This window comes from Streptococcaceae bacterium ESL0687 (genome assembly GCA_029392475.1).
Taxonomy (GTDB): domain Bacteria; phylum Bacillota; class Bacilli; order Lactobacillales; family Streptococcaceae; genus Floricoccus.
Genome location: CP113940.1, coordinates 1,033,289 through 1,055,318, shown reverse-complemented (window position 1 = coordinate 1,055,318; position 22,030 = coordinate 1,033,289). Strand labels below are relative to the sequence as shown.

24 protein-coding genes are annotated in these 22,030 nt (G+C 39.1%); 13 read left to right on the top strand and 11 right to left on the bottom strand.

Features of this window, described 5'->3' with window-relative positions; all coding sequences use genetic code 11:
- Window positions 1-24: 24 nt before the first annotated feature.
- Together OZX60_05215 and OZX60_05210 are read right to left on the bottom strand one after the other, a co-directional pair.
- On the bottom strand, window positions 25-351 hold the full coding sequence (locus OZX60_05215; protein WEV44838.1) for an AzlD domain-containing protein: 327 nt from the start codon (window positions 349-351) through the stop codon (window positions 25-27).
- On the bottom strand, window positions 338-1,045 hold the full coding sequence (locus OZX60_05210; protein WEV44837.1) for an AzlC family ABC transporter permease: 708 nt from the start codon (window positions 1,043-1,045) through the stop codon (window positions 338-340). Before OZX60_05210 ends, OZX60_05215 begins: the two co-directional genes overlap by 14 nt.
- A gap of 201 nt (window positions 1,046-1,246) precedes the next feature.
- Between OZX60_05210 and OZX60_05205 the strand changes: the two genes are divergently transcribed.
- From OZX60_05205 to OZX60_05190, 4 genes are read left to right on the top strand one after another with little or no spacing between them, the layout of a single operon-like run.
- Window positions 1,247-1,798, top strand: a complete 552-nt coding sequence (locus OZX60_05205) for a helix-turn-helix domain-containing protein (protein WEV44836.1) — start codon at window positions 1,247-1,249, stop codon at window positions 1,796-1,798.
- 8 nt (window positions 1,799-1,806) lie between these two features.
- On the top strand, window positions 1,807-2,847 hold the full coding sequence (locus tag OZX60_05200) for a VanZ family protein (protein ID WEV44835.1): 1,041 nt from the start codon (window positions 1,807-1,809) through the stop codon (window positions 2,845-2,847).
- A gap of 8 nt (window positions 2,848-2,855) precedes the next feature.
- On the top strand, window positions 2,856-3,512 hold the full coding sequence (locus tag OZX60_05195) for a response regulator transcription factor (GenBank protein WEV44834.1): 657 nt from the start codon (window positions 2,856-2,858) through the stop codon (window positions 3,510-3,512).
- A complete protein-coding gene (locus tag OZX60_05190) occupies window positions 3,509-4,393 on the top strand; it encodes a sensor histidine kinase (GenBank protein ID WEV44833.1) in 885 nt (294 codons plus the stop codon). The genes OZX60_05195 and OZX60_05190 overlap by 4 nt, the downstream gene beginning before the upstream one ends.
- 22 nt (window positions 4,394-4,415) lie before the next feature.
- Here the strand turns inward: OZX60_05190 and serS are convergent, their stop codons facing one another.
- The 6 genes from serS to OZX60_05160 form a co-directional block, all read right to left on the bottom strand.
- The gene (gene serS, locus OZX60_05185; GenBank protein ID WEV44832.1) at window positions 4,416-5,684 is read right to left on the bottom strand and encodes a serine--tRNA ligase; all 1,269 of its coding nucleotides are present in this window, start codon (window positions 5,682-5,684) and stop codon (window positions 4,416-4,418) included.
- A gap of 84 nt (window positions 5,685-5,768) precedes the next feature.
- The gene (locus tag OZX60_05180; protein ID WEV44831.1) at window positions 5,769-5,924 is read right to left on the bottom strand and encodes a hypothetical protein; all 156 of its coding nucleotides are present in this window, start codon (window positions 5,922-5,924) and stop codon (window positions 5,769-5,771) included.
- A 59-nt stretch (window positions 5,925-5,983) separates the two neighbouring features.
- Window positions 5,984-6,349 (bottom strand): DUF956 family protein, encoded by a 366-nt coding sequence (locus OZX60_05175; GenBank protein ID WEV44830.1) that lies wholly within the window; start codon window positions 6,347-6,349, stop codon window positions 5,984-5,986.
- Between the two features lie 50 nt (window positions 6,350-6,399).
- Window positions 6,400-7,311: a PTS system mannose/fructose/sorbose family transporter subunit IID gene (locus OZX60_05170; GenBank protein WEV44829.1), complete on the bottom strand. Its 912-nt coding sequence runs from the start codon at window positions 7,309-7,311 to the stop codon at window positions 6,400-6,402.
- Between the two features lie 13 nt (window positions 7,312-7,324).
- Window positions 7,325-8,155 carry a PTS mannose/fructose/sorbose transporter subunit IIC gene (locus OZX60_05165; protein ID WEV44828.1) on the bottom strand — a complete coding sequence of 277 codons (831 nt, stop codon included), beginning with the start codon at window positions 8,153-8,155 and terminating at the stop codon, window positions 7,325-7,327.
- A 21-nt stretch (window positions 8,156-8,176) separates the two neighbouring features.
- Window positions 8,177-9,160 carry a mannose/fructose/sorbose PTS transporter subunit IIA gene (locus OZX60_05160; protein WEV44827.1) on the bottom strand — a complete coding sequence of 328 codons (984 nt, stop codon included), beginning with the start codon at window positions 9,158-9,160 and terminating at the stop codon, window positions 8,177-8,179.
- A 450-nt stretch (window positions 9,161-9,610) separates the two neighbouring features.
- Between OZX60_05160 and OZX60_05155 the strand changes: the two genes are divergently transcribed.
- Genes OZX60_05155 through OZX60_05145 form a run of 3 tightly spaced genes read left to right on the top strand, consistent with a single transcriptional unit; the run spans window position 9,611 to window position 13,266 of the window.
- Window positions 9,611-10,114, top strand: coding sequence for a tRNA (cytidine(34)-2'-O)-methyltransferase (locus tag OZX60_05155; GenBank protein WEV44826.1), 504 nt, complete (start codon window positions 9,611-9,613; stop codon window positions 10,112-10,114).
- Entirely contained in the window at window positions 10,111-10,734 is a 624-nt protein-coding gene (locus OZX60_05150; GenBank protein ID WEV44825.1) for a histidine phosphatase family protein, read from the top strand. The genes OZX60_05155 and OZX60_05150 overlap by 4 nt, the downstream gene beginning before the upstream one ends.
- 60 nt (window positions 10,735-10,794) lie before the next feature.
- A complete protein-coding gene (locus OZX60_05145; protein WEV45886.1) occupies window positions 10,795-13,266 on the top strand; it encodes an ATP-dependent RecD-like DNA helicase in 2,472 nt (823 codons plus the stop codon).
- 65 nt (window positions 13,267-13,331) lie between these two features.
- Here OZX60_05145 and rpsT read toward each other — a convergent pair whose 3' ends face one another.
- Window positions 13,332-13,586 (bottom strand): 30S ribosomal protein S20, encoded by a 255-nt coding sequence (gene rpsT, locus OZX60_05140; GenBank protein ID WEV44824.1) that lies wholly within the window; start codon window positions 13,584-13,586, stop codon window positions 13,332-13,334.
- 275 nt (window positions 13,587-13,861) lie between these two features.
- Here rpsT and OZX60_05135 point away from each other — a divergent pair, with 275 nt between their 5' ends.
- A complete protein-coding gene (locus OZX60_05135) occupies window positions 13,862-14,467 on the top strand; it encodes an aromatic acid exporter family protein (GenBank protein WEV44823.1) in 606 nt (201 codons plus the stop codon).
- Window positions 14,464-15,159, top strand: coding sequence for a GntR family transcriptional regulator (locus OZX60_05130; protein WEV44822.1), 696 nt, complete (start codon window positions 14,464-14,466; stop codon window positions 15,157-15,159). Before OZX60_05135 ends, OZX60_05130 begins: the two co-directional genes overlap by 4 nt.
- A 58-nt stretch (window positions 15,160-15,217) precedes the next feature.
- Here OZX60_05130 and OZX60_05125 read toward each other — a convergent pair whose 3' ends face one another.
- On the bottom strand, window positions 15,218-15,493 hold the full coding sequence (locus OZX60_05125; protein WEV44821.1) for a LapA family protein: 276 nt from the start codon (window positions 15,491-15,493) through the stop codon (window positions 15,218-15,220).
- 72 nt (window positions 15,494-15,565) lie between these two features.
- A complete protein-coding gene (locus tag OZX60_05120; protein WEV44820.1) occupies window positions 15,566-16,483 on the bottom strand; it encodes a hypothetical protein in 918 nt (305 codons plus the stop codon).
- Window positions 16,484-16,596: 113 nt separating this feature from the next.
- Here OZX60_05120 and OZX60_05115 point away from each other — a divergent pair, with 113 nt between their 5' ends.
- The 4 genes from OZX60_05115 to glyS all read left to right on the top strand — a co-directional run bounded on the left by OZX60_05115 (window position 16,597) and on the right by glyS (window position 21,973).
- A complete protein-coding gene (locus OZX60_05115; GenBank protein ID WEV44819.1) occupies window positions 16,597-16,926 on the top strand; it encodes a putative DNA-binding protein in 330 nt (109 codons plus the stop codon).
- 31 nt (window positions 16,927-16,957) lie between these two features.
- The gene (gene ffh / locus OZX60_05110; GenBank protein WEV44818.1) at window positions 16,958-18,505 is read left to right on the top strand and encodes a signal recognition particle protein; all 1,548 of its coding nucleotides are present in this window, start codon (window positions 16,958-16,960) and stop codon (window positions 18,503-18,505) included.
- 487 nt (window positions 18,506-18,992) lie between these two features.
- Entirely contained in the window at window positions 18,993-19,943 is a 951-nt protein-coding gene (glyQ, locus tag OZX60_05105; GenBank protein ID WEV44817.1) for a glycine--tRNA ligase subunit alpha, read from the top strand.
- Window positions 19,943-21,973, top strand: coding sequence for a glycine--tRNA ligase subunit beta (glyS, locus tag OZX60_05100; protein ID WEV44816.1), 2,031 nt, complete (start codon window positions 19,943-19,945; stop codon window positions 21,971-21,973). The genes glyQ and glyS overlap by 1 nt, the downstream gene beginning before the upstream one ends.
- The last annotated feature ends 57 nt before the right edge of the window (window positions 21,974-22,030 follow it).

The following is a 22,030-nucleotide window of genomic DNA, read 5'->3' as shown; positions in this document are numbered from 1 at the left end:
AGCCTATCTACAGATAGGCTTTTTTTACATGGTCATCCTGATAAGGGCAAGGGATATGACCCCAATAATGACAGTGACCAAGAGGCTTTTACTAATAATTGCTGCTAGAACAGTTGGTAGAGAAGCCAGTAGGTTTTCCTGGTTAAGACTTGGCAGGTGACCAAGTTTTTGAACAAAGAGGCTATTAAACCAAAGGGCTGACATAATTACTATGGGAACAAAAGATAGATATTCGCTAACAGCCTTTGGCAGGTCAAAATTCTTTAATAAGATAAAGGGTAGAACTCTTGAAAGCCAGGTTACTAGGGCACAACCTAGGATGGTTAAAAGAACATAATTAAAAGAAGGCATTTTTAAGAAACACTCCAATTCCACATGAGATTACTGTAACAAAGATGATTAAAAGAGATGACGGAAGAAAGATAAGACCCAAATAAACTAGTACCAGTGTCAAAAGAATGACAATAATCTGTAAGCTTTTAACCATGGTCTGATCAAAGATTACTTGCAGGTATAAAAGTCCAATAAACATGGCAACAATGGCAAAATCAAGTCCTAATTTATCGGGATTTTCAATAAATCCTCCAAGGAGGGCACCTGCAATGCTTGATAAAAACCAAACAAAATAGGCGATTAAATTGGAAGCATTAAGCCAATCAAAGGATAATTTATTGCCAGTAAAATTTAACTTATTAACAGCAAGGGCAAAACTCTCATCAGTTAGGAGGCTACCGATGCTTATATTTTTAATTAAGCTTTCTTCCTTAAAATAAGGGGCAAGGGTCATGCTCATTAAAATCATCCGGGAGTTAATTAAAAAGGTTGAAAGGATGATTGGGATGATAGGACTTCCCGCAGCAAGCATGCTAACTGCAATAAATTGTGCACCCCCAGCATAAACTAGGGCTGACATCAGTCCAACTAAAAGAACTGACAGGTGGGCAGCATGACCAATGATTCCAAAAGCCAGACCTACACCAATGAAACCAAAGACCGTTGGTAGGGTTTCTTTAATTCCTGATTTGAAATCAAGTAGATTATTCATTATATGATTCCTTTTGTAAACTTTCTATTTTTATTTGGAGGAAAGGATTCCTGTAGCTAATTTGCTTATTAGGGCTTAAAACTCTATAATTAAGGTAAATAAAATCGATTAAAGATATAAGACTTTTGTTTAATAAACAAAACTTAATGTTTATTATATTAAAAATAAAAGAATTGTCAATATATGCATTGGGAGAATTTCGTGGATATCAATAAGATAATAGGTAAAAATTTAAAGAGAATCAGAGCTTCAAAGGGTATCTCTCTTGCTAGTCTGTCAGACCTGTCAACCATCAGTAAGGGTATGCTTTCTCAGATTGAAAATGGAGAGACTAATCCGACAATAAATACCATTTGGAAGATCTGTAGTGGCCTAAATATTCCCTATACTGCCCTTTTAGAGGAAAATACGGAGGAAAGTGTCAGGGTTATTAGAAAGTCTGAAACTTCCATTCAAAAGATTAATAATGACAAGATTTCCCTCTTTTTTTACTACGGGGAAAATGCTGATCGAAATTTTGACTATTTTCAAATGGAGATTGAAGAAGGGGTTAGCCATACCTCAGTTGGTCATTCCTTAAATACAGAGGAGTATTTAATGGTTCTTGAAGGAGACCTTTTAATGACAGTTGCAGGGGAAAGCTACGAGCTTTCTTGTGATGATGTTATTTCCTTTGATGCCAAGGAAGCACATACTTATACTAACCTGGGAGAGGGAGTTCTTAAGCTTTCAATTATTATCTACTATAAGTAGGAGGAAGTATGAATCTTTATATTGAGCCAATTCAAATCGGAGTCATGGCCTTTTTTGGGGTTGCCCTTTTGGCCATTCTTCCTTATTTTGTCATTCAATACCGCAAAAAGGGTGGGGTTGGATCTTGGAAGCTTTTAGTTACCTTTTCTTTCATCCTTTATATTCTTTGTGCTTATGCCCTGACAATCTTTCCTCTGCCAAGTCTTGAAGAGGTTAAAAAGATGATAGGACCTAAGGAGAACCTCCATCTCTTTGCCTTTGTAGAATATTTCAAGGAATATAGCCCCTTTGTTTTAACGGATAAATCAACCTGGTTAGCTGCCTTAAAACATTGGACCTTCTTTCAACCATTTTTTAATGTGCTTTTAACCCTTCCCTTTGGTTTTTACTTGGCCTATCTTTTTAGGAAAAAATTTTGGTCAAGTTTAGTTTATAGTTTTCTTTTAACCTTATCCTTTGAATTGATTCAGCGGTCAGCCCTCTTTGGCTATTATCCAAGACCTTACAGGCTTTTTGATGTGGATGACCTTCTTTTAAACACCACGGGAGCCATACTTGGCTATAGTTTTACCAGATTGATAGAAGGTTTCCTACCCAAACTTGATAAAAATAACTTTGATAATTCAAAGGTAACATTTACTAGGAGGTTTACTGGCCTAGTTATTGACGGGATGATTTTTGGTCTCCTTTGCCTTTTTCTTAGGACTTACCAGGCTTACTTACTTGTTTTTCTTTTGATACCTTTTTTATTAAAAGGAAGTTTGGGGCAACATTTGGTTAAGATCTCTATTGAAGGAAATAATCGTTTCCGAATTTTCTTGAGGCTAGTTTTTATGACCTGCAATTTTATCCCCCTTCTTTTAATCTTTTATTTTTTGGATAGATTAGGGGCCAGTGATTCGACCAAGTTACCGGAAATTTATGTGGAACTTATGGTAAGTTTGTCTCTTTTTTTAATTGAGTTTTTAGATTTAATTTTAGCCTGGATAAATGGCTCTAAAAGATTGTGGTTTGAAAGAATTAGCCACACTAGACTGATAGGTGAGTAGTGATGAGTATGAAAAAAATTTTTATTGTTGAAGATGATGATTCAATCGTTAAAAGTTTGAAACTTTCTCTTGAAGAAGAATTTGACGTTCAAAGTGTTAAAAACTTTAGGAGCGTCAGCCAGGAAATTAAGGAGTATGTTCCAGATCTTATTTTGATGGACATGACCCTGCCTTATTTTAATGGTTTTTACTGGACAACTGAGGTTAGAAAAACCAGCAAGGTACCAATTATTTTTATATCAAGTGCCACTGATGAGATGAATGCCATTATGGCCATGGATATGGGAGCTGATGATTTTGTATCCAAACCTTTTTCTCTAGAAGTCTTAAGGGCTAAGATTCATGCCCTCTTAAGAAGAACCTCTGATTTTTCAAACTCATCCTTAACCTTCTCAGGCTACACTTTATCATTTGACGGTCAGGTGAGTGCGGGGGATAAAAAAATTAATCTGACAGCTACTGAAAATAGGATTATGCGTCTTTTATTTGAAAAGGCTGGTTCAGTTGTCACCAAAGAGGCTCTTTTGGCCAAATTATGGGAGGGAGATGACTTCTTTGATGCCAATACCCTTCAGGTAAATATTGCAAGGCTTAGAAAGAAGTTGGCAGAAATTGACTTTAACTTCATTCATACAGTTAGGGGAGTGGGGTATGTTTTAAAATGAGACGACATTTAAAAGATTATTTTAAGGATAACTTTCTTCTAGTATGGGTTCTTTTGTTTATTTCTTTGATTTATTTGGCCTTTTTTAGCTTGTGGGACCTGGATCCAGAACCCTTGATCAGTGCTAGTTTAATAGCCTTTTTAGCCATTAGTTTTTACTTTATCTTTGATTTTAGAAGGTGGCGGAAAAAGAAGATTGAAGAAGCTGAACTTTTAGAGGAACTTCAAAATATTTCTGACAAGTTGGATGAAACCATTCTTTTTGACAAAAATTTGACCGATATCGTAAGAATTTGGAGCCATCAAATGAAGGTTCCCTTGGCTTCAATTGATTTAATGGTTCAAACGGGAGAAATTGATCCCTTGGTTCTTAAAAATCAAACCTTTCAAATTGATAATTATTTAGGTATCCTTCTTGAATACCTAAGACTAAATAATGTATCAACGGACTTTCGTTTTGATAAATTTGACGTTAAGGATCTTGTGGTCAAACTTGTAAAAAAATACGCCAATCAATTTATTGCCAAGGATTTAACGGTTGAGATTAAAGGTTCCTGGGTTCTTGTAACTGATAAAAGATGGTTTTCAGTGGCCCTTGAACAGATAATTAACAATGCTGTCAAATATACCAACCAGGGAAGTGTTAAATTTATCTTAGAAGATAACTCCCTTTTGATTGAAGATACAGGGATTGGTATTTTATCAGAAGATATTCCAAGGCTTTTTGAACATGGTTTTACAGGCTACAATGGCCGCTTGGAGAAAAAATCAACAGGTTTAGGCCTTTATCTTTCAAAAACAATTCTTGATAAATTGGAGCTTGATGTCAGTGTTGAGTCTCAAGTTGATCAAGGAACCAAAGTATTAATCCATAAAAAATAAGCTAGCTAGGCTAGCTTATTTTTTATTTGATGATTTCAACTCCACCCATGTAAGGACGAAGTGCTTCTGGAACAGTAACTGAGCCGTCTTCATTTTGGTAGTTTTCAAGGATGGCAGCAACAGTACGACCTACTGCAAGACCTGATCCGTTAAGGGTGTGAAGAAGGTTAACTTTTCCATCTTCGTCACGGTAGCGGATTTGCGCACGGCGGGCCTGGAAGTCTTCAGTGTTTGAACAGCTTGAGATTTCACGGTAGGTATTTTGAGCTGGAATCCAAACTTCAAGGTCATAAGTTTTAGCAGCAGAGAATCCCATGTCTCCAGTAGATAGGGCAACCACACGGTAGGCAAGACCAAGTTTTTGCAGGATGTTTTCAGCGTTGGCTGTCATTTTTTCAAGCTCTGCATATGAATCTTCTGGTTTTGAGAATTTAACCATCTCAACCTTGTTGAACTGGTGGAGACGGATTAGACCACGGGTGTCACGTCCAGCAGAACCAGCTTCACTACGGAATGATGGGCTAAGCGCTGTGAAGTAGATAGGCAGATCTTTTCCGTCGAGGATTTCCCCGCGGTAGTAATTTGTAAGGGGAACTTCAGCGGTTGGGATTAGGACATAGTCAGAGTCCGCAAGTTCAAAGGTATCTTCCTTGAATTTAGGGTATTGACCAGTACCAAACATTGAATCGTGGTTAACCATGTAAGGAGGGATAACTTCTGTATATCCTTCTTTTCCGTGCTCATCAAGCATGAAGTTGTAGATGGCACGTTCAAGACGAGCTCCGAGTCCCTTGTAGAAGAGGAAGCGGCTACCAGTTACCTTAGCCCCACGTTCCCAGTCCAGGATATCTAGGTCTTCACCGATTTCCCAGTGTGGTTTTGGCTCAAAGTCGAATTCAGGTGCCTCACCCCAAGTGCGGACTTCAACATTGTCGTCTTCATCAGCTCCAACAGGTACATCATCATGTGGTAGGTTAGGTAGAACTGTGATGATTGAGTTGATTTTTTCCTCAACTGAAGCAAGTTCAGCGTCAAGTTTTTTGATTTCAGCTGATACTTCCTGCATTTTAGCGATTAAAGCAGAAGCATCTTCCTTGTTGCGTTTTGCAATCGCAATGGCTTCAGATTCTGTATTGCGCTCTTTTTTGAGCTCTTCAGCCTTAACAATAAGCTCACGACGAGTAAGGTCAAGAGCGTTAAGGTTATCAAGAACGGCAACTTCAACTCCGCGAGATTCAAGTTTTTTAGCAACCTCTTCAGGATTTTGACGGATTTTTTTAATGTCTAACATGTGTAACTCCTTTAATTTTTTATATATAAAAAGCGGCAGTACCCCTGTTATTAACAGGGCGTACGACCGCGGTTCCACCTATTTTTATTTACTGGAAGACCAGTAAATCTTAATTGCTGTAACGTAAGCATACGGTTTTGTTTTAGCAAAACTTTTTACATGAAGTAGATATCTTAGGCTTCCCTGCTTGCTTTCACCAGCCGCAAGCTCTCTAAAAGTTTCCCCTAATATTGTCTTCACTCTTATATCTTATAAATTCTTATCTAGATAAATTGTAACAGATTTATTTTGCTTGTCAATTATCTATTTTTCCGCTTAAAGGCAGATAAAATCGTTCCTAGGAATGTGTGTCCCTTGACCACCTTATCATTACCCAGATAGTCCCTAGCAATTTTTAAGATTTTTCCAGCTTCCTTGGATGAAAAGCTGACACTTGAATTATTGTTTAAGACGATATTAAAACGTCTATCAACCTTTCCTTTGGAAACATAGCCTTCCATTTTTTTAATTTGAGACCAGGGGATAACAATATTATCCTTAAGGCTCCGGTCATTAAAAAATTCGAAGGCTTGATCTCCAAGGAGGATTTTTCCGTATTTTGCAAAGCCCAGGTAGGCGATAGCAGGACCAGAATAATCTGCCCTTGTATTGAGGGATTGAACCATTTCTTACTTTCTCCTTTTGTAATAAGTAAAAAAGCGCCAAAGCGCTCTTTTTACATGAAACCAAAGTATTTTCCGATGATACCAACAGCGAATAAACCGAAGATGATAACGATTGGAGAAACTTTTTTCTTAAGAAGCCACATACAGAAGAAAGTAAGTAGTAGGGCCATCAGACCTGGAACTAATTGGTTAAGGTTGTCTTGTAAACTTGTTACCTTAGTTTGGTCAAGGGCAAGTCCTCCTGATTGAAGTTGAAGGGCTTCCTTAATTCCTTCAGCACCAGCAGGGATTTCCTTCCAGTTGATGTAAGCTCCGTCTTGAAGTTTGATTTCAGAGACTTTAACGGCATCAAAACTGATGTTAACCCAGCGTTCAATCAGAACTCCTAGGACAAACATTCCAAGGATTGAAGCACCCTTAGTTAGTTTTTGTAGAAGTCCACCTGATAAGTCTTCTGTGATTTTGCTACCTTGTTTGTAACCAAGCTCTTGAGTGTACCACTGGAAGGCAATTCTGATAATGTTCCAGGCTACAAAGAAGAAAATAGGTGCGATAAGAGAACCACTAACAGCAAGACTTGCAGCAATGGCACCTAAGATTGGACGAACTGTGAACCAGAAGACAGGGTCTCCAATACCAGCAAGAGGTCCCATCATACCAATCTTAACCCCTTGGATGGCAGCATCATCAATTGGTGCACCATTAGCACGTTCCTCTTCAAGGGCTAGAGTTACACCAAGGATAGGTGATGCCACATATGGGTGAGTGTTGAAAAACTCAAGGTGACGTTTAAGAGCAGCAGCAGCCTCTTCTTTACCAGGGTAAAGTTTTTTGAGGGCTGGAATCATTGAGAATGCCCAACCAGCATTTTGCATACGTTCATAGTTCCAAGAACCTTGTAGGAAGAATGAGCGGATGAGGACGCTACGACGAGTCGCTTTATCTATTTTATGTTCAGTCATAATTTTCCCCTCTCTAGTAATCGTTTAGGATATCGCCGATTGGATCACCTGATCCGCCGCCATTTGAATCGTTGTTTGAACCACCTGATGATTGTAGAGCAAGGTAGATGAAGGCCATAGATAGACCAATCATTCCCATAGCAATCAGAGTAAGTTCTTTAATTGGGGCAAGGGCAAATCCTAGGAAGAAGAAAGGCCAAACTTCACGGCTAGCCATAAGGTTGATAACCATAGCGTAACCTACGGCAACTACCATTCCTCCACCAATGGCCATACCATCTGTAAACCAAGTTGGTAGTGATTGAAGGGCATCAGTAAGGATTTCTGGTTGGATAATTAGAAGAAGCCCAGCTGGAACTGCAATACGTAGACCTTGCATCATTAGGGCCACAAAGTGCCAAAATTCTACACCACGGTAGCTTCCAAGTTCAGCCGCAGCATCAGCCCTGTGGATGATTGCAACTGATAGTAGACGTACCAGAGTTGTAAGGATAAGTCCTGCAGTAGCAAGAAGAACAGCGATACCGATGATTGAGTTAATTTCCCCAAGGGATACGGTATTAGACTCAGACCAGTCGTGTGATTGGACTAAGATAATTGCTGAGGCAACTGAGGCAAGGGCAGCATCTGGGGCAACGGCTGCTCCAATATTTGCCCAACCGGCTGCAAGAATCTGAAGCGTTCCACCTAAGATTACACAAGGGGCAACGTGTCCTGTAGCGATACCAATTAAAGAACAGGCAATAATTGGCTGGTGAAGTTGAAATGAATCGAGAATTCCCTCAAGACCTGCTAAAAAGGCAAAGAAGAGAACCAGGATTACACTAATTAAACCATATGTCATTTTTAGTTTCTCCTTTAAAAATTATTTAACGTTTGCCTTGTTGATAAGGGCAAATAAGTCAGCTTTAGAATCATTTGGCACCTTACGGACGTCAAATTTAACTCCTAAATCTTTAAGCTTTTCGTAGGTCTTAACATCATCCTTATCCATTGAAAGAACATTGTTAACCATTGTTTTACCAGTTGAGTGGGCCATTGAACCAACATTCAGTTCAGTAATTGGCACGCCACCTTCAATTGCTTCAAGAGCATCTTGTGGTGTTTCAAATAGTAGTAAAGCTTTAGTATTTCCGAAACGAGGATCCTTAGCGACTTCAATCATTTTCTTAATAGGAACAATATTTGCCTTAACTCCTGATGGGGCAGCTTGCTCAATTAATTTTTTACGAAGGTCGTCTTTAGCAACCTTATCAGAAACAACGATAATACGGTCTGGTTTAACAGCTGGTGTCCATCCTGTTGCTACCTGTCCGTGCAAGAGACGAGAGTCAATGCGGGCAAGAGGAATTTTAATTTTCCCATCACCAAGAACAGTTCCTTCAGGAATAGGACCACTTGCTTTTTCAGTAGTTTCTTCTTTAGCAACCTCACTTACAGGTTGAAGGTCTTCTGGGCGAACACGAACTCCACCAGTTGCTTCCTTCATAATGTTACCTACAACATCATGTAGTTTTGCTTCTGGATTAAAGCGTTCAGTGTAGGCTTGAATTAACATAGGCAGGTTTAGGCCTGCGATAATAGCCATTCTGTCCTTACTTTCTTCAAAGATGCGGTTTGCTTGGTTGAAAGGAGATCCTCCCCATAAGTCAACTAAGAATAAAACCTCATCATCAGCCTCGAAAGTTGCGACAGCATCAGTTAGCTTTTGGTACAAGTCATCGGGTCCTTCATTTGGCATAAAAGTTACAGATTGAACTTTTTCTTGATTACCAAATATCATAGAACCAGATTGTTTGATTCCATCAGCAAATTCGCCGTGGCTCGCAATAACAATTCCGATACTCAATTGTGTTTCCTCCTAAAAATATAATGGTGTATGCTTAACTGGCTTATAAGAAAGACTTTTTCATAAAATTATCCCAAGGAAGTTAAAGAACATACTTAATACCTAGTCATTATACAACTAAAGTCCTAGACATGCAAAGGATATAAAATCGTTTTCAATTATTTTTTAAAAGCTTCTAGAGTACTTTGTTAAAACGCTTTCAAAGTGATTTAAGGGATTATCGATTGTGATTGAAGCCCTAAAGAACATAAAAAAACATTTTGAAATAATATTGTAATTAACTGTCCCTTTACAAGGTGTCTAACCTGTGTTATCATTACCAATGAATTAGTTTGTTTCAATCTTTCCTGTTATGATTAAAGCAAATTAACCTGTAACTAGGATGCTTGCCGAGACTGACTCCGAGCATCCTAGTTTTTTTATTTATATAGACTTTTAAGGAGATTTGTCGTGAATCATATTGTTTTATTTGAACCTAGAATTCACTTTAATACAGGAAATATTGCAAGAACCTGTGCAGCCACTAATACTGTCCTTCACTTGATTGAGCCCTACGGTTTTGAGATTACTGATAAAAACTTAAAGAGAGCAGGACTTGACTACTGGGATAAGGTGGATATCAGATATCATAAAAATTTACCTGATTTTTTAGCCCAGGCTGATGGAAAACTTCATTTGATTACTAAATTTGCTGAAACCATTTATTCAGACGCCGATCTTTCAGATTCAGAAATTAATCATTATTTTCTTTTTGGCCGGGAAGATACTGGTCTACCAGAAGATTTTATGCGTGAAAATCCAGATAAGGCCTTAAGGATTCCTATGAATGACGAGCATGTAAGAAGTATTAATCTTTCTAATGCAGCAGCCATTTTGATTTATGACTGCTTGAGACAGCAGGGTTTCCCAAATCTTGAATTAACCCACACCTATGAAAAGGATAAATTAAAATGAAATTATATTTTGTAAGACACGGAAAAACGGTTTGGAATTTGGAGAGACGTTTCCAAGGAATGACAGGAGACTCTCCGCTTTTAGAAGAAAGCCATGCAGAAATTAAGGCCTTAGGCGATTATTTATCTAATGTCGAATTCAAACAGGTATTATCAAGCCCATCAAAAAGGGCCTATGATACTGCTAAGGGAATTGTTGAGGTTAACGCCCTTCCTAAGGAAATCGAAAAAGATGAGCGCCTTTATGAGTGGAATCTAGGCAGCCTAGAAGGCCGTGAGATAGAAAAGGTTGGTCAGGAGTATCCAGATGCCCTTCATGCCTTTAGAAATAATCCTGAGGCCTTCCAAGGTCAGATCTTTGATGCTGAAAATGTTGACGACGTAATAGCAAGAATTAGTCATCTTGTAAGGGAGCTAGCTGAAGACGAGAATTTAGCAGAAGACGATAATGTGCTTTTGGTTGGTCACGGTGCAGCTTTGACCTCATCCCTTCAGAGCCTTTTAGGGGTTCCAAAGAGTAGGCTTAGAAAAGACGGCATTCTCTCTAATTCAAGTTTGACCATTCTTGACGTTAAAAATCTAGACCAGATTGAACTTATCGAATGGAACAAAACAGTTTAAAAATTAATTAATTTTTAAGTAGGGAAATCAGCCTGGAGATTAATAGATATAGGAAGAAAGATAATGGATAAAATATTTTTTACCGGGAGTATAGAAGCAGTTTTCTTTGAAAATCCAAGTAATTTTTATAAGGTTCTTCTTATAGATATAACTGATACGAACTCTGATTATTTGGGAACTGAGATAGTTGTGAATGGGACCATTGGAGATTTGATAGAAGGTGAGACCTATACCTTTTTTGGTCATTTAACCAACCATCCCAAGTACGGAGAACAGTTGAAGGTTACAAGTTATGAAAAGGAGGCTCCCTCAGATAGCAGGGGCTTAATCAACTATCTTTCGAGTGAACATTTCCCAGGGATTGGTAAGAAGACGGCTGAAAAAATCCTTGCCAGTTATCCAGAAGATACCATTGACAGTATTTTAAATGACAGTAGTAAACTAGATCCTATTTTATCCCCGGCCAAAAAGACAAGCCTTTTGCGTAGGTTATCTGAGAACCACGGCATGGAAAAAATTCTTGCCAAACTAAGTGAATACGGACTTTCATCCAAGATAAATTTTCAGATATATGATTTTTATAAGGAAGAAACCCTGGATGTTATCAGTCAGAACCCTTATCAGCTGGTTGAGGATATAAAAGGTGTTGGCTTTAAAACAGCCGATAGAATGGCAGAAAGTCTTGGTATTGAAGCCAATTCCAGGGCCCGCTACCGGGCTGGTCTCCTTCACCTTATTTTTGAAAGTGCCCAGGAAACTGGTAATACCTATATTGAAGCTAAGGAACTTCTTGATAGGACGGTTAGTTTGTTGGAAGATTCAAGAAATGTTGAGGTTCTTTACGATGACCTGGCTCAGACCATTTTAGAACTAGTAGAAGATGGTAAAATTCAGCAGGAAGGAACTAAGCTTTTTGAAAATTCCCTGTTCTTTGCTGAAGCAGGAATTGCTAAAAATATCGAAAAACTGCTCTCTAGGAAGTCGGAAAAAATTCAGACAAGGGAGCTGGACCGGGTAATAGGCGAGGTAGAAGAAGAATTTTCAATTTCCTATGATAGCCTGCAAAAAACGGCCATTAAGGATGCCTTGGACAATCAATTCTTCATCCTAACTGGAGGACCTGGGACTGGGAAGACAACAGTTTTAAATGGAATTATCCATACTTTCGCAAGAATTAATGACTTGGACCTTGATCCAGCTTCCTATGATGAGGAAGTCTTTCCCATTTTATTAGGGGCACCAACGGGACGAGCTGCTAGAAGGATGAATGAACTTACTGGCCTACCTAGTGCCACCTTGCATAGGCATCTGAGAATTGGAACAGATGAAGATAACAACCTGGATGAAAGTCCTGATGAACTGAGCGGTAGGCTTTTAATTGTTGATGAGTTTTCGATGGTGGACACCTGGTTGGCCAATAGACTTTTTGATAGTATCCCACCTGGTATGAAGGTCATAATTGTAGGTGATGCAGACCAGCTTCCTTCTGTTGGACCTGGACAAGTTTTGGCAGATCTTTTAAGGATAGCTGAACTCCCATCTGTCAAACTTGAACGAATATTTCGTCAGGATGAAAATTCAACCATTACAAGTCTTGCCCACTCAATCAAAGACGGTAAATTGCCGGCAGATTTTAGGGAGAGAAAGGCAGACGGGAGCTACTTTGAAGCCTTTGGTAATCAAATTCCAGAGATTATTAGACAGATTGCTGTTTCTTGGAAGAATAAGGGAAATAATCCCTTTGAATTTCAGGTCTTAATTCCTATGTATAAGGGTGTTGCTGGAATTATCAATATTAATACCATCTTGCAGGATATATTTAATCCGTTAGAAGGGGGCCTTCAGTTTGACTTCCAGGACAAGGTCTTTAGGCGGGGAGATAAAATTCTACACTTGGTCAATGAGACCAGTCTGAATGTTTTTAACGGTGATTTGGGTCATATTATTGATCTAATTCCTGCTAAGGATAGTGAGAGCAAGCAGGACGAGATTCTAATGAATTTTGATGGTTCTGAAATTTCCTACCCAAGAAGTGAGTGGTACAAGATAACTTTAGCCTATGCCATGAGTATTCATAAATCCCAGGGTAGTGAATTTGCTACAGTTCTAGTTCCAATGATTTCAAGCTATAATCGTATGCTTGAGCGTAATCTTTTGTATACTGCTATAACCAGGGCCAAAAAAAGTCTAATTTTAACTGGCGAGTATCAGGCCTTTAATCAGGCTGTTAGGAAAGTTGGCTGTAATAGAAAGACCTATCTCTTAGAGCAATTTAAAGGGCTTGAAGGAAATGGTAAATCAAGTAAATCAACTGAATCTGTTTCAGATCAAGCTATTTTCGAATTTAGTGAGTCTAGTCTTTCTAGTGAAACTAGTTCTGAATCTAGCTTTGAAGTCAGAGAAGATGTAAGTTCTTTTATAGACCAGGAGCCAGAAGAGTTAATTTTAAGTCAGGAATTAATAGAGGGGAATAAGATAAGTCCCATGATTGGTATTGGCCAAGAGGACTTAAAAATATTTTCGAAAAATTAAAGACAAAAAAAGGTTTGGGACATGTCCCAAACCTTTTTCATAAAAAAATAACTCGGTAAACCGAATTATTTTGCAAGTTTAGCAGCTAGACGAGATTTGTCACGGCCTGCTTTATTTTTGTGGATTAAACCTTTAGTTGCAGCTTTATCGATTGCAGCAGATGCTTTTTGGAAAAGCTCTTGAGCGTCGTCAGCTCCTGCAGCCACAGCAGCATCAAATTTCTTGATTGCAGTACGCATTGCTGATTTTTGTTTTGAGTTTAATTCATTTGCTTTAACGTTAAGTTCAGCACGTTTGATAGCAGATTTAATATTAGCCATATTTTCCTCCAATTATTAATATTACTTGCCAATTATACAGAAAAAAATTATGTTTGACAAGACCTGTCAAGTTTTTTTCTTTACCTTCTTCAAAAATATCTCTTCAAGGAAACATGATAAAAAATACACAATATTTGATAAATTTATTAATAATCTTAAATTTACGGGCGGATTATACATTTAAGGTAAATAAATATACATTGATAAGCCCAATATAAGCTAAACTTATCAGTAAAAATATGTTACAATGAAGAAAAAATTAAAGGTAAGGTAGTATGAGCATACAGTTTGGCCGCTTTAGGCTAGGTTTAAGAACAATAAAAACAGCAGTTGCAATAGCATTAATTATAATTTTCTTTCAGATAACTCACAGACCACAAGGGGTCATGGCAGCTGGAGTATCGGCCGTAGTTGCCGTAAGAGGAGATTTTAAGACAACCATCAGTGTATCGGGAGCAAGGTTTGCAGGAGCAGCTCTTGGTGGAATTTTATCGACCATCTTCTACATGACTTATTCCCACTTTGATCATAGCTTCTGGATTAAACTTATCATGGTTCCCTTGGCCCTCTTGATTATCATCGTAATTATGGATGGTTATAATTTAAATACAGGACTTGTTGGGGCCTGTTCATCATTTCTAATAATTGCCCTAGGAACCCCTGATGGAGAAACTGTCCTGTACGTTATAAACAGGGTGCTTGATACCTTTATTGGGGTTGGTTTTGCCATTGTTGTTAATCTGGTTGGAACCCATGATGCGCCGGTTAGGGTGGTTAAAGAAAGGATTATAAAACTCAATAAGAATAATGAGATTGAGGTTGATTTAGTTGAAGTTGTGAAGGAAAAGGAGCCTGAGAAGATCAACAAGGAGGAAAAATGAAGCCCGTCTATATTAGAATCCATGATGAAATAAAAAAAGAAATTGAAAATGAAAGCTGGGAGTTAGGAGCTAGAATTCCCAGTGAAAGAACCCTGTCTGAAAGGTTTAACGTAAGCCGGATGACTTTAAGACAAGCTGTGACCGCCTTAGTTGATGAAGGAATTTTGGAGCGCAGGGCGGGTAGTGGAACCTATGTTTCTAGTAAAAGGGTTCGAGAAAAGATGCGCGGAACCACAAGTTTCACGGAAATTATCCAAAAGCAGGGAAAAACCCCTAAAAGCATTGTTCTTGCTTATACTAAGACCTTGGCTAATGAAATTGAGCTTGAAAAATTGAAGTTAAAACCAGGCTCGCAAATTATAAGGATGGAGCGCATTCGTTATGCTGATAGCTTACCTATCTGTTATGAGGTAGCAAGCATTCCTTATCTTTTAATCGCAGACTTTGACAAGCAAGACATTACCAATCATTTTTTTAGAACCTTGGAAAACAATGGTTTTGAGATTGGAAAGAGTGAGCAGGTTATTTCTGCAAAAAATGCAAGCAGTAAGATAGCTGATCACTTACAAATAAAAAGAGGCCAAGCCATTTTGAGTTTAACTCAGACCTCGCATTTTGTAGACGGTACTCCCTTTGAATTCGTACTCAGCCAATATGTGGGCGATCGTTTTGAATTTTTCCTAGAGAGATAAAAATAAATAAAAAAACAGCCCCTGTGGGCTGTTTTTGTTTGCTTAACTTACTTAAGTTCTAACTGTCAATTAAATCTTTGATATTTTTGATAGCCTCATCAATACTTGTTTGAACCTTCTCAGACCTTCTACTAATGTCACCTAATTTAAAAATCCAACCGATAACAAGACCCAAAATGAAAATTACTCCTATTAGAAGGGCTAGGGGTGTTTCAATTGACCAAGTAAGGATGGAGATTGAAACATCCTTTGAATTTGCTGCTATAACTAGAATGGATAAAATTAGAACAATTAAGCCAATAATTTTTCCCGTTGTATCAAGTGCCTTTTTCATGGTAAACCTCCCTTTTGTCACACATTCTATAAAAAAAACTTGAAAATATCAAAAAATAAGTTAAGAATATTCTTAACTTATTTTTTTATAATTGGTGACCTCTTCCATACTAACTAGGATATTATTGGTCAAATCGGGAATAGGTGCTAGGTGGACCAGGTAGTCTGCCCTTTTATAACCAAAGTGAAATTCCTGCTTAGATGCCTTGGGATCAACGAGCTTAGTAACCAGAAAGCTTAAAAAGTCACTATCTGAGGAGAACATATCGATACTTGTTCCCTTTGAAAAATCATGTTCAAAGGCCTTATTATAACGTTTTATTGCCCCTTTACCGTTATAGATAAAGATGGGGAAGTTAAATAGTTCAATGAATTCATATAGATTTTCTTTTTTGGGTTTGGTCGATTCAGCTCGCTGCTGGATTTTTTCCCCCAAACGGTTGAGCTCCTTAGTTATAGGATCAGTCTCTTCTGTAATAATATAGCTTTGTTCCAAAGGATTACGAGATATGGCCTTAATTTTAGCAACAATTGCTTCCTGATAAATCTCGTAACGTTTAGCCTTGATAAAATACTGAACAATCCAGAGGAGGTAGAAGAAGCTTGCAAAGATAACAAAGACGGTTTTTATAAAAAAAGTATCAGTTTCGTGTCCTGTAACCCTTAAATAGCCAATAATCTGGCTGTTCTCATAGCGGGGAATAGCAACAGAAATCTTCTTATTACTAACAATACGAGCAGTAGGAGCCCCTTCCTTTAGGATTTTAATATCCGAAGCTGTATCTTCATCTTTAGAAAATGTTTCAACAGAGATATCATCAAAGCGACTAGGCTTGCCGTTATTTAAATCCTCATCAACCTTATAGGCGATATTGGTAAGATTATCAGTATCCTTTGCCAGGTAGTAGTTATTGGTTATAAGAATAACCGTTAGAATCGACAAAAAATAGAGAATGGCATAGGCTAAGAGGTTTTTTACTTTGGTTTTCATAATTTGCCCTTAATTTTTTAATTTTATGCTTCTTATTATAATCAAAATTTTGCTATAATGGAAAGGGAAATTGAAAATATTTATTTTTAATTATTTTATAAAAGGAGCGAATCTTGGAAATCGAAAAAACCAACCGAATGAATTCACTCTTTGAATTCTACGCAGCTCTTTTGACTGAAAAACAGATGAATTATATTGAGCTTTACTATGCTGACAATTATTCTTTAGCAGAGATTGCAGAAGAATATAGCATTAGCCGTCAAGCTGTTTATGACAATATTAAACGGACAGAAAAGGTTCTTGAAGGTTATGAACAAAAACTTCACCTCTACTCTAATTATATCGTTCGTGGTCAACTGATTGATGAACTTTTAGAAGAGTACAAGGGTGACGATCATCTGAAGGAAAAACTTCAAGAGCTTCAACTCATTGATGAAGAGTAAAAAATAAATTAAGTAACAGATAGGAAAAGAAATGGCATTTGAAAATTTAACTGAACGCATGCAGAATGTCTTTAAGGGACTGCGCGGCAAAAGAAAACTAACTGAAGACGATATTGCACAGGTCACCAAGGAAATTCGCTTGGCCCTTCTTGAGGCCGACGTTGCCCTTCCAGTTGTTAAAAGCTTTGTTAGACGAATTCGTACACGCGCCCAAGGTGTTGAGGTCAGTGAAGCCCTAGATCCAGCTCAACAGGTCTTAAAAATTGTTGATGATGAATTAACTGAAATTCTTGGTGGCGGAGAATCAGAGCTTCAGAAATCACCAAAAATTCCAACCATTATTATGATGGCGGGTCTTCAAGGGGCTGGTAAAACAACCTTTGCTGGAAAATTAGCCAATCGTTTAAAAACAGAAGAAAATGCAAGACCTTTAATGATTGCAGCAGATATTTACCGTCCAGCAGCCATTGAACAACTTAAGGTGTTGGGTTCTCAGATTGATGTACCTGTTTTTGACCAGGGGACAGATGTTAGTCCAGTTGAGATTGTTCGTCAAGGACTTGAGCTTGCTCGTACCAATAAAAATGACTATGTTCTAATTGATACAGCTGGTCGTTTGGAAATTGATGACAAGTTGATGAATGAGCTTGAGGATATCAAAGAGCTTGCTCAGCCGACTGAAATTCTTTTGGTTGTCGATTCAATGACTGGACAGGTTGCAGCCCAAGTTGCTAAAACCTTTAATGAACGCCTGGATATTACAGGGGTAATCCTTACAAAACTTGATGGTGATACCCGCGGAGGAGCGGCCCTTTCAATCCGTGAAATTACGGGAAAACCAATCAAGTTTGCAGGGACTGGAGAAAAACTAACTGATATTGAAGTCTTCTATCCAGATCGTATGAGTAGTCGAATCCTTGGAATGGGTGACCTTCTTACCCTGATTGAAAAAGCCCAAAAGGACTTTGATGAAGAAAAAAGCCTTGAGCTTGCTAAAAAAATGAAGGAAAATACCTTTGACTTCAATGACTTCATCGAACAACTTGACCAGGTAACCAATATGGGACCACTTGATGAAATCCTTAAGATGATTCCTGGAATGAATCAAGTTCCTGGCCTTTCTGATGTTAAGGTTGATCCAAAGGAAATTGCTAGAAAACGCGCCATGGTTTTATCAATGACTCCAGAGGAGCGTGAAAACCCAGAAATCCTAAGTCCAAGCCGCCGCCGCCGTATTGCAGCAGGAAGTGGTAACTCTTTTGTTGAGGTTAATAAATTAATTAAACAGTTCAACCAGTCTAAGCAAATGATGCAAGGTATCATGAACGGGGACATGAATGCTATGATGAGCCAAATGGGTATGGGTGGTCAAATGCCAAACATGAAAAACATGCCTAAAAATATGCCTGGAATGCCCGACATGTCTGAACTTGAAGGTATGATGGGTGAAGGTGGTATGCCTGATATGAATTCCCTTTTTGGCGGTGGAATCAAAGGAAAAATGGGTAAAATGGCTATGAATGCAGCCATGAAACGTGCTCAGAAGAAGATGCAAAAGGGTCGTAAGAAGAAAAAATAAGAAGTCGCAGCCGCACTGGAGTGTGACTCCAAGCTTTTTTCAGAAAATTTGAGAGGGTTTAATCTTTTTGACCCTCGATAGATCTCGGCCAAAAACGTCTTTGACGCCATTTTACTTGGCCTTCGGAATACCTCGGCCAAAAACGCCTTTGATGCCGTTTTATTTGGCCTTCGAAATATCTCGGCCAAAAACGCCTTTGATGCCGTTTTATTTGGCCTTCGAAATATCTCGGCCAAAAATAATTTGACAAACCAACAATTTTTGTTAAACTGTTTATTATATTAAGAGACATTAGAAGTTGACCAAAGCTAGCGAGTGCGGACAGTGAAAGCGCACATCGGGAAACGAGGCCGTCTTACAACTTTGAAAAATCACACGAATGAAGGCAGAGAAATCTGTAAATCAGGGTGGAACCGCGATATAGTCGTCCCTGTGCTTAGGCACAGTGGGCGATTTTTTTATACATTTGACAAACAAAGGAGAAACTATGAGTGAACAACTAAGCTTCCAGGATATCATCCTAACCCTCCAAGAATTTTGGAGCAACCAAGGGGCCAACCTTATGCAGGCCTATGACAATGAGGTAGGAGCAGGGACAATGAGTCCTTACACCTTCCTTCGCGCTAACGGTCCTGAGCCATGGAACGTGGCCTATGTACAACCAAGCCGCCGTCCAGCAGATGGACGTTACGGGGAAAACCCAAACCGTCTTTTCCAACACCACCAGTTCCAGGTTATCATGAAACCAAGTCCAAAAAACATTCAAGAGCTCTACCTAAAATCTCTTGAAGCCCTTGGAATCAACCCACTTGAGCACGACATCCGTTTTGTCGAAGACAACTGGGAAAACCCTTCAATGGGATGTGCCGGAATCGGTTGGGAAGTTTGGCTTGACGGGATGGAAGTAACTCAGTTTACCTACTTCCAACAGGTTGGGGGAATTGAGGTTGACTCAGTAACTTCAGAAATCACTTATGGTCTTGAACGTCTTGCAAGCTACATTCAGAAAAAAGACAGCGTTTATGACCTTGAATGGGGTAACGGGGTACTTTACGGGGACATCTTTAAAGAGCCTGAGTATGAGCATTCTAAATTTGCCTTTGAAGACAGTGACCAGGAGATGCTCCTAACACTTTTTGACACCTATGAGCGTGAGGCTACAAAACTTCTTGACCTAGGACTTGTCCACCCAGCCTATGACTACATCCTTAAGTCATCACATACCTTCAACCTGCTTGATGCGGCTGGTGCCGTGTCAGTTACTGAACGTGCTGGTTACCTGCACCGCGTGCGTGCCATGGCCCGTAAGGTTGCAAAAACCTTTATCGAAGAACGTGCAAAACTTGGTTTCCCACTTCTTAAGGAAGAAGTACTTCGCGACAAGTACCTAGGGGAAAATGGAAAATATACAGAAAAAGAAACTGAGGGAGAAAAATAATGGCAGAATATTTACTAGAAATTGGTCTTGAGGAAATGCCAGCACACCTGGTTACTCCTTCAATCAATCAGCTTGTAGAGCGCATGGAAAAATTCCTTGTGGAAAACCGTGTTCAATTTGATTCAGTTGAGAAATTCTCAACACCGCGCCGTCTGGCAGTCCTAGTTAAGGTCCTTGCTGACCAGTCTGAAGAAATGACTGAACGTGTTAAAGGACCATCAGCTAAAATCGCCCGTGACGCAGAGGGTAACTGGTCTAAGGCAGTCCTTGGATTCTCACGTGGTCAAGGGGTAAATCCAGACGACTTAGTTGAAGAAAATGGCTACCTATACGCTGACAAACACACAGCAGGTGTGGCAACTCCTGAAATCCTTAAAAATGTGGGAGCTGAAGTCATTGAAAAAATGAACTTCTCTACCTACATGAAGTGGGGAAATAACACCCTTCTATTTGTTCGTCCAATTCAATGGCTGGTTTCACTTTACAATGACCAAGTGGTACCATTTAGCATCTTAGAAGACGTGGCATCTAATGTCAGCCGTGGCCACCGTTTCCTAGCCAACAACGACATCGTAATCAATTCAGCTTCTGACTATGAAAAAGCTCTTGCTGACAACTTTGTTCTAGCTAACGCCGAAAAGCGTAAGAACATCATCACTGGTCAAATCGAAGATTTGGCTAAGAAGAATGACTGGACAATGTACCTTGAACCTGGTCTTCTTGAAGAGGTCAACAATATCGTTGAGTACCCAACTGCCTTTGTTGGAAGCTTTGAGGAAAAATATCTGGAAGTTCCGGACGAAGTTCTTGTAACCAGCATGCGTGAGCACCAACGTTACTTCGAAGTACGTGACGCTGGCGGAAACCTGCTTCCAAACTTCGTAGCTGTTCGTAACGGAAATGCTGAGCACCTTGAAAACGTCATCTCAGGAAATGAAAAGGTTCTTGTGGCCCGTCTTGAAGATGGAGAATTCTTCTGGCGTGAAGACCAAAAACTTAAGATTTCTGACCTTGTTGAAAAACTTAAAAAAGTTACTTTCCACGAGAAAATCGGTTCAATCTACGAGCACATGATGCGTACAAAAGTTATTGCTGACATCATCGCTGAAAAACTTGGCCTATCTGACACAGAGCGTAAAAACATCGCCCGCGCAGCTGACATCTACAAGTTTGACCTTCTTACTAACATGGTTGGTGAGTTCCCTGAACTTCAGGGTGTTATGGGGGAAAAATATGCCCTTCTAGCTGGTGAAAACAAGGAAGTTTCTGCAGCCATCCGCGAGCAGTACCTACCACTTTCAGCTGACGGAGCACTACCAGTCGAGGTTGAAGGAGCAGTCCTTTCAATCGCTGACAAGCTTGATACATTATTAAGCTTCGTAACTGTTGGACTTACTCCTTCAGGATCAAACGACCCATATGCTCTACGTCGTGCCACTCAAGGGGTTGTCCGCATCATTGAAGACAAGAACTGGGATCTAAAACTTGATGAGCTAATCAAGGACTTCTACAGCCTTCACATCAATGGCTTCAGCTATGAAAACCAAGCAGCAGTAATGGACTTCATCCGCGCCCGTGTTGCTAAGATGCTTGAGGGTACAGCCCGCCGCGACATCATTGAAGCTGCCATTGAGTCAAGCACTCTTGATGTTGCAAACATTGCAGCTGCTGCTAAAATCCTTACTGAAGAATCTGCAAAAGAAGGCTTCAAAACTTCTGTTGAGGCCCTTGCCCGTGTAGCCAACCTGGCTGCAAAACTTGAAACAGAAGTAGCTGTTTCTTCAGAACTTCTTGAAAACGACAGCGAACGTGCCCTTTACACAGCGGTGCAAAACCTTGTCCTTTCTGACAATGTAGCAGAAAATATCGCAGCCCTATTTGCCCTTGAAGAAGTTATCGCAAACTTCTTTGAAAACACAATGGTTATGGCTGAAGATGAGGCAGTTAAGAACAACCGTCTAGGTCTTCTAGCAAGCTTAGCTAATAAAGCTACAACAATCGCTGATTTTACAAAAATTAATACTAAATAGTATTAAATCTTTGCAAGCAGTTAACAAGTCCGCTATACTAATCGTAGAATTTACCGA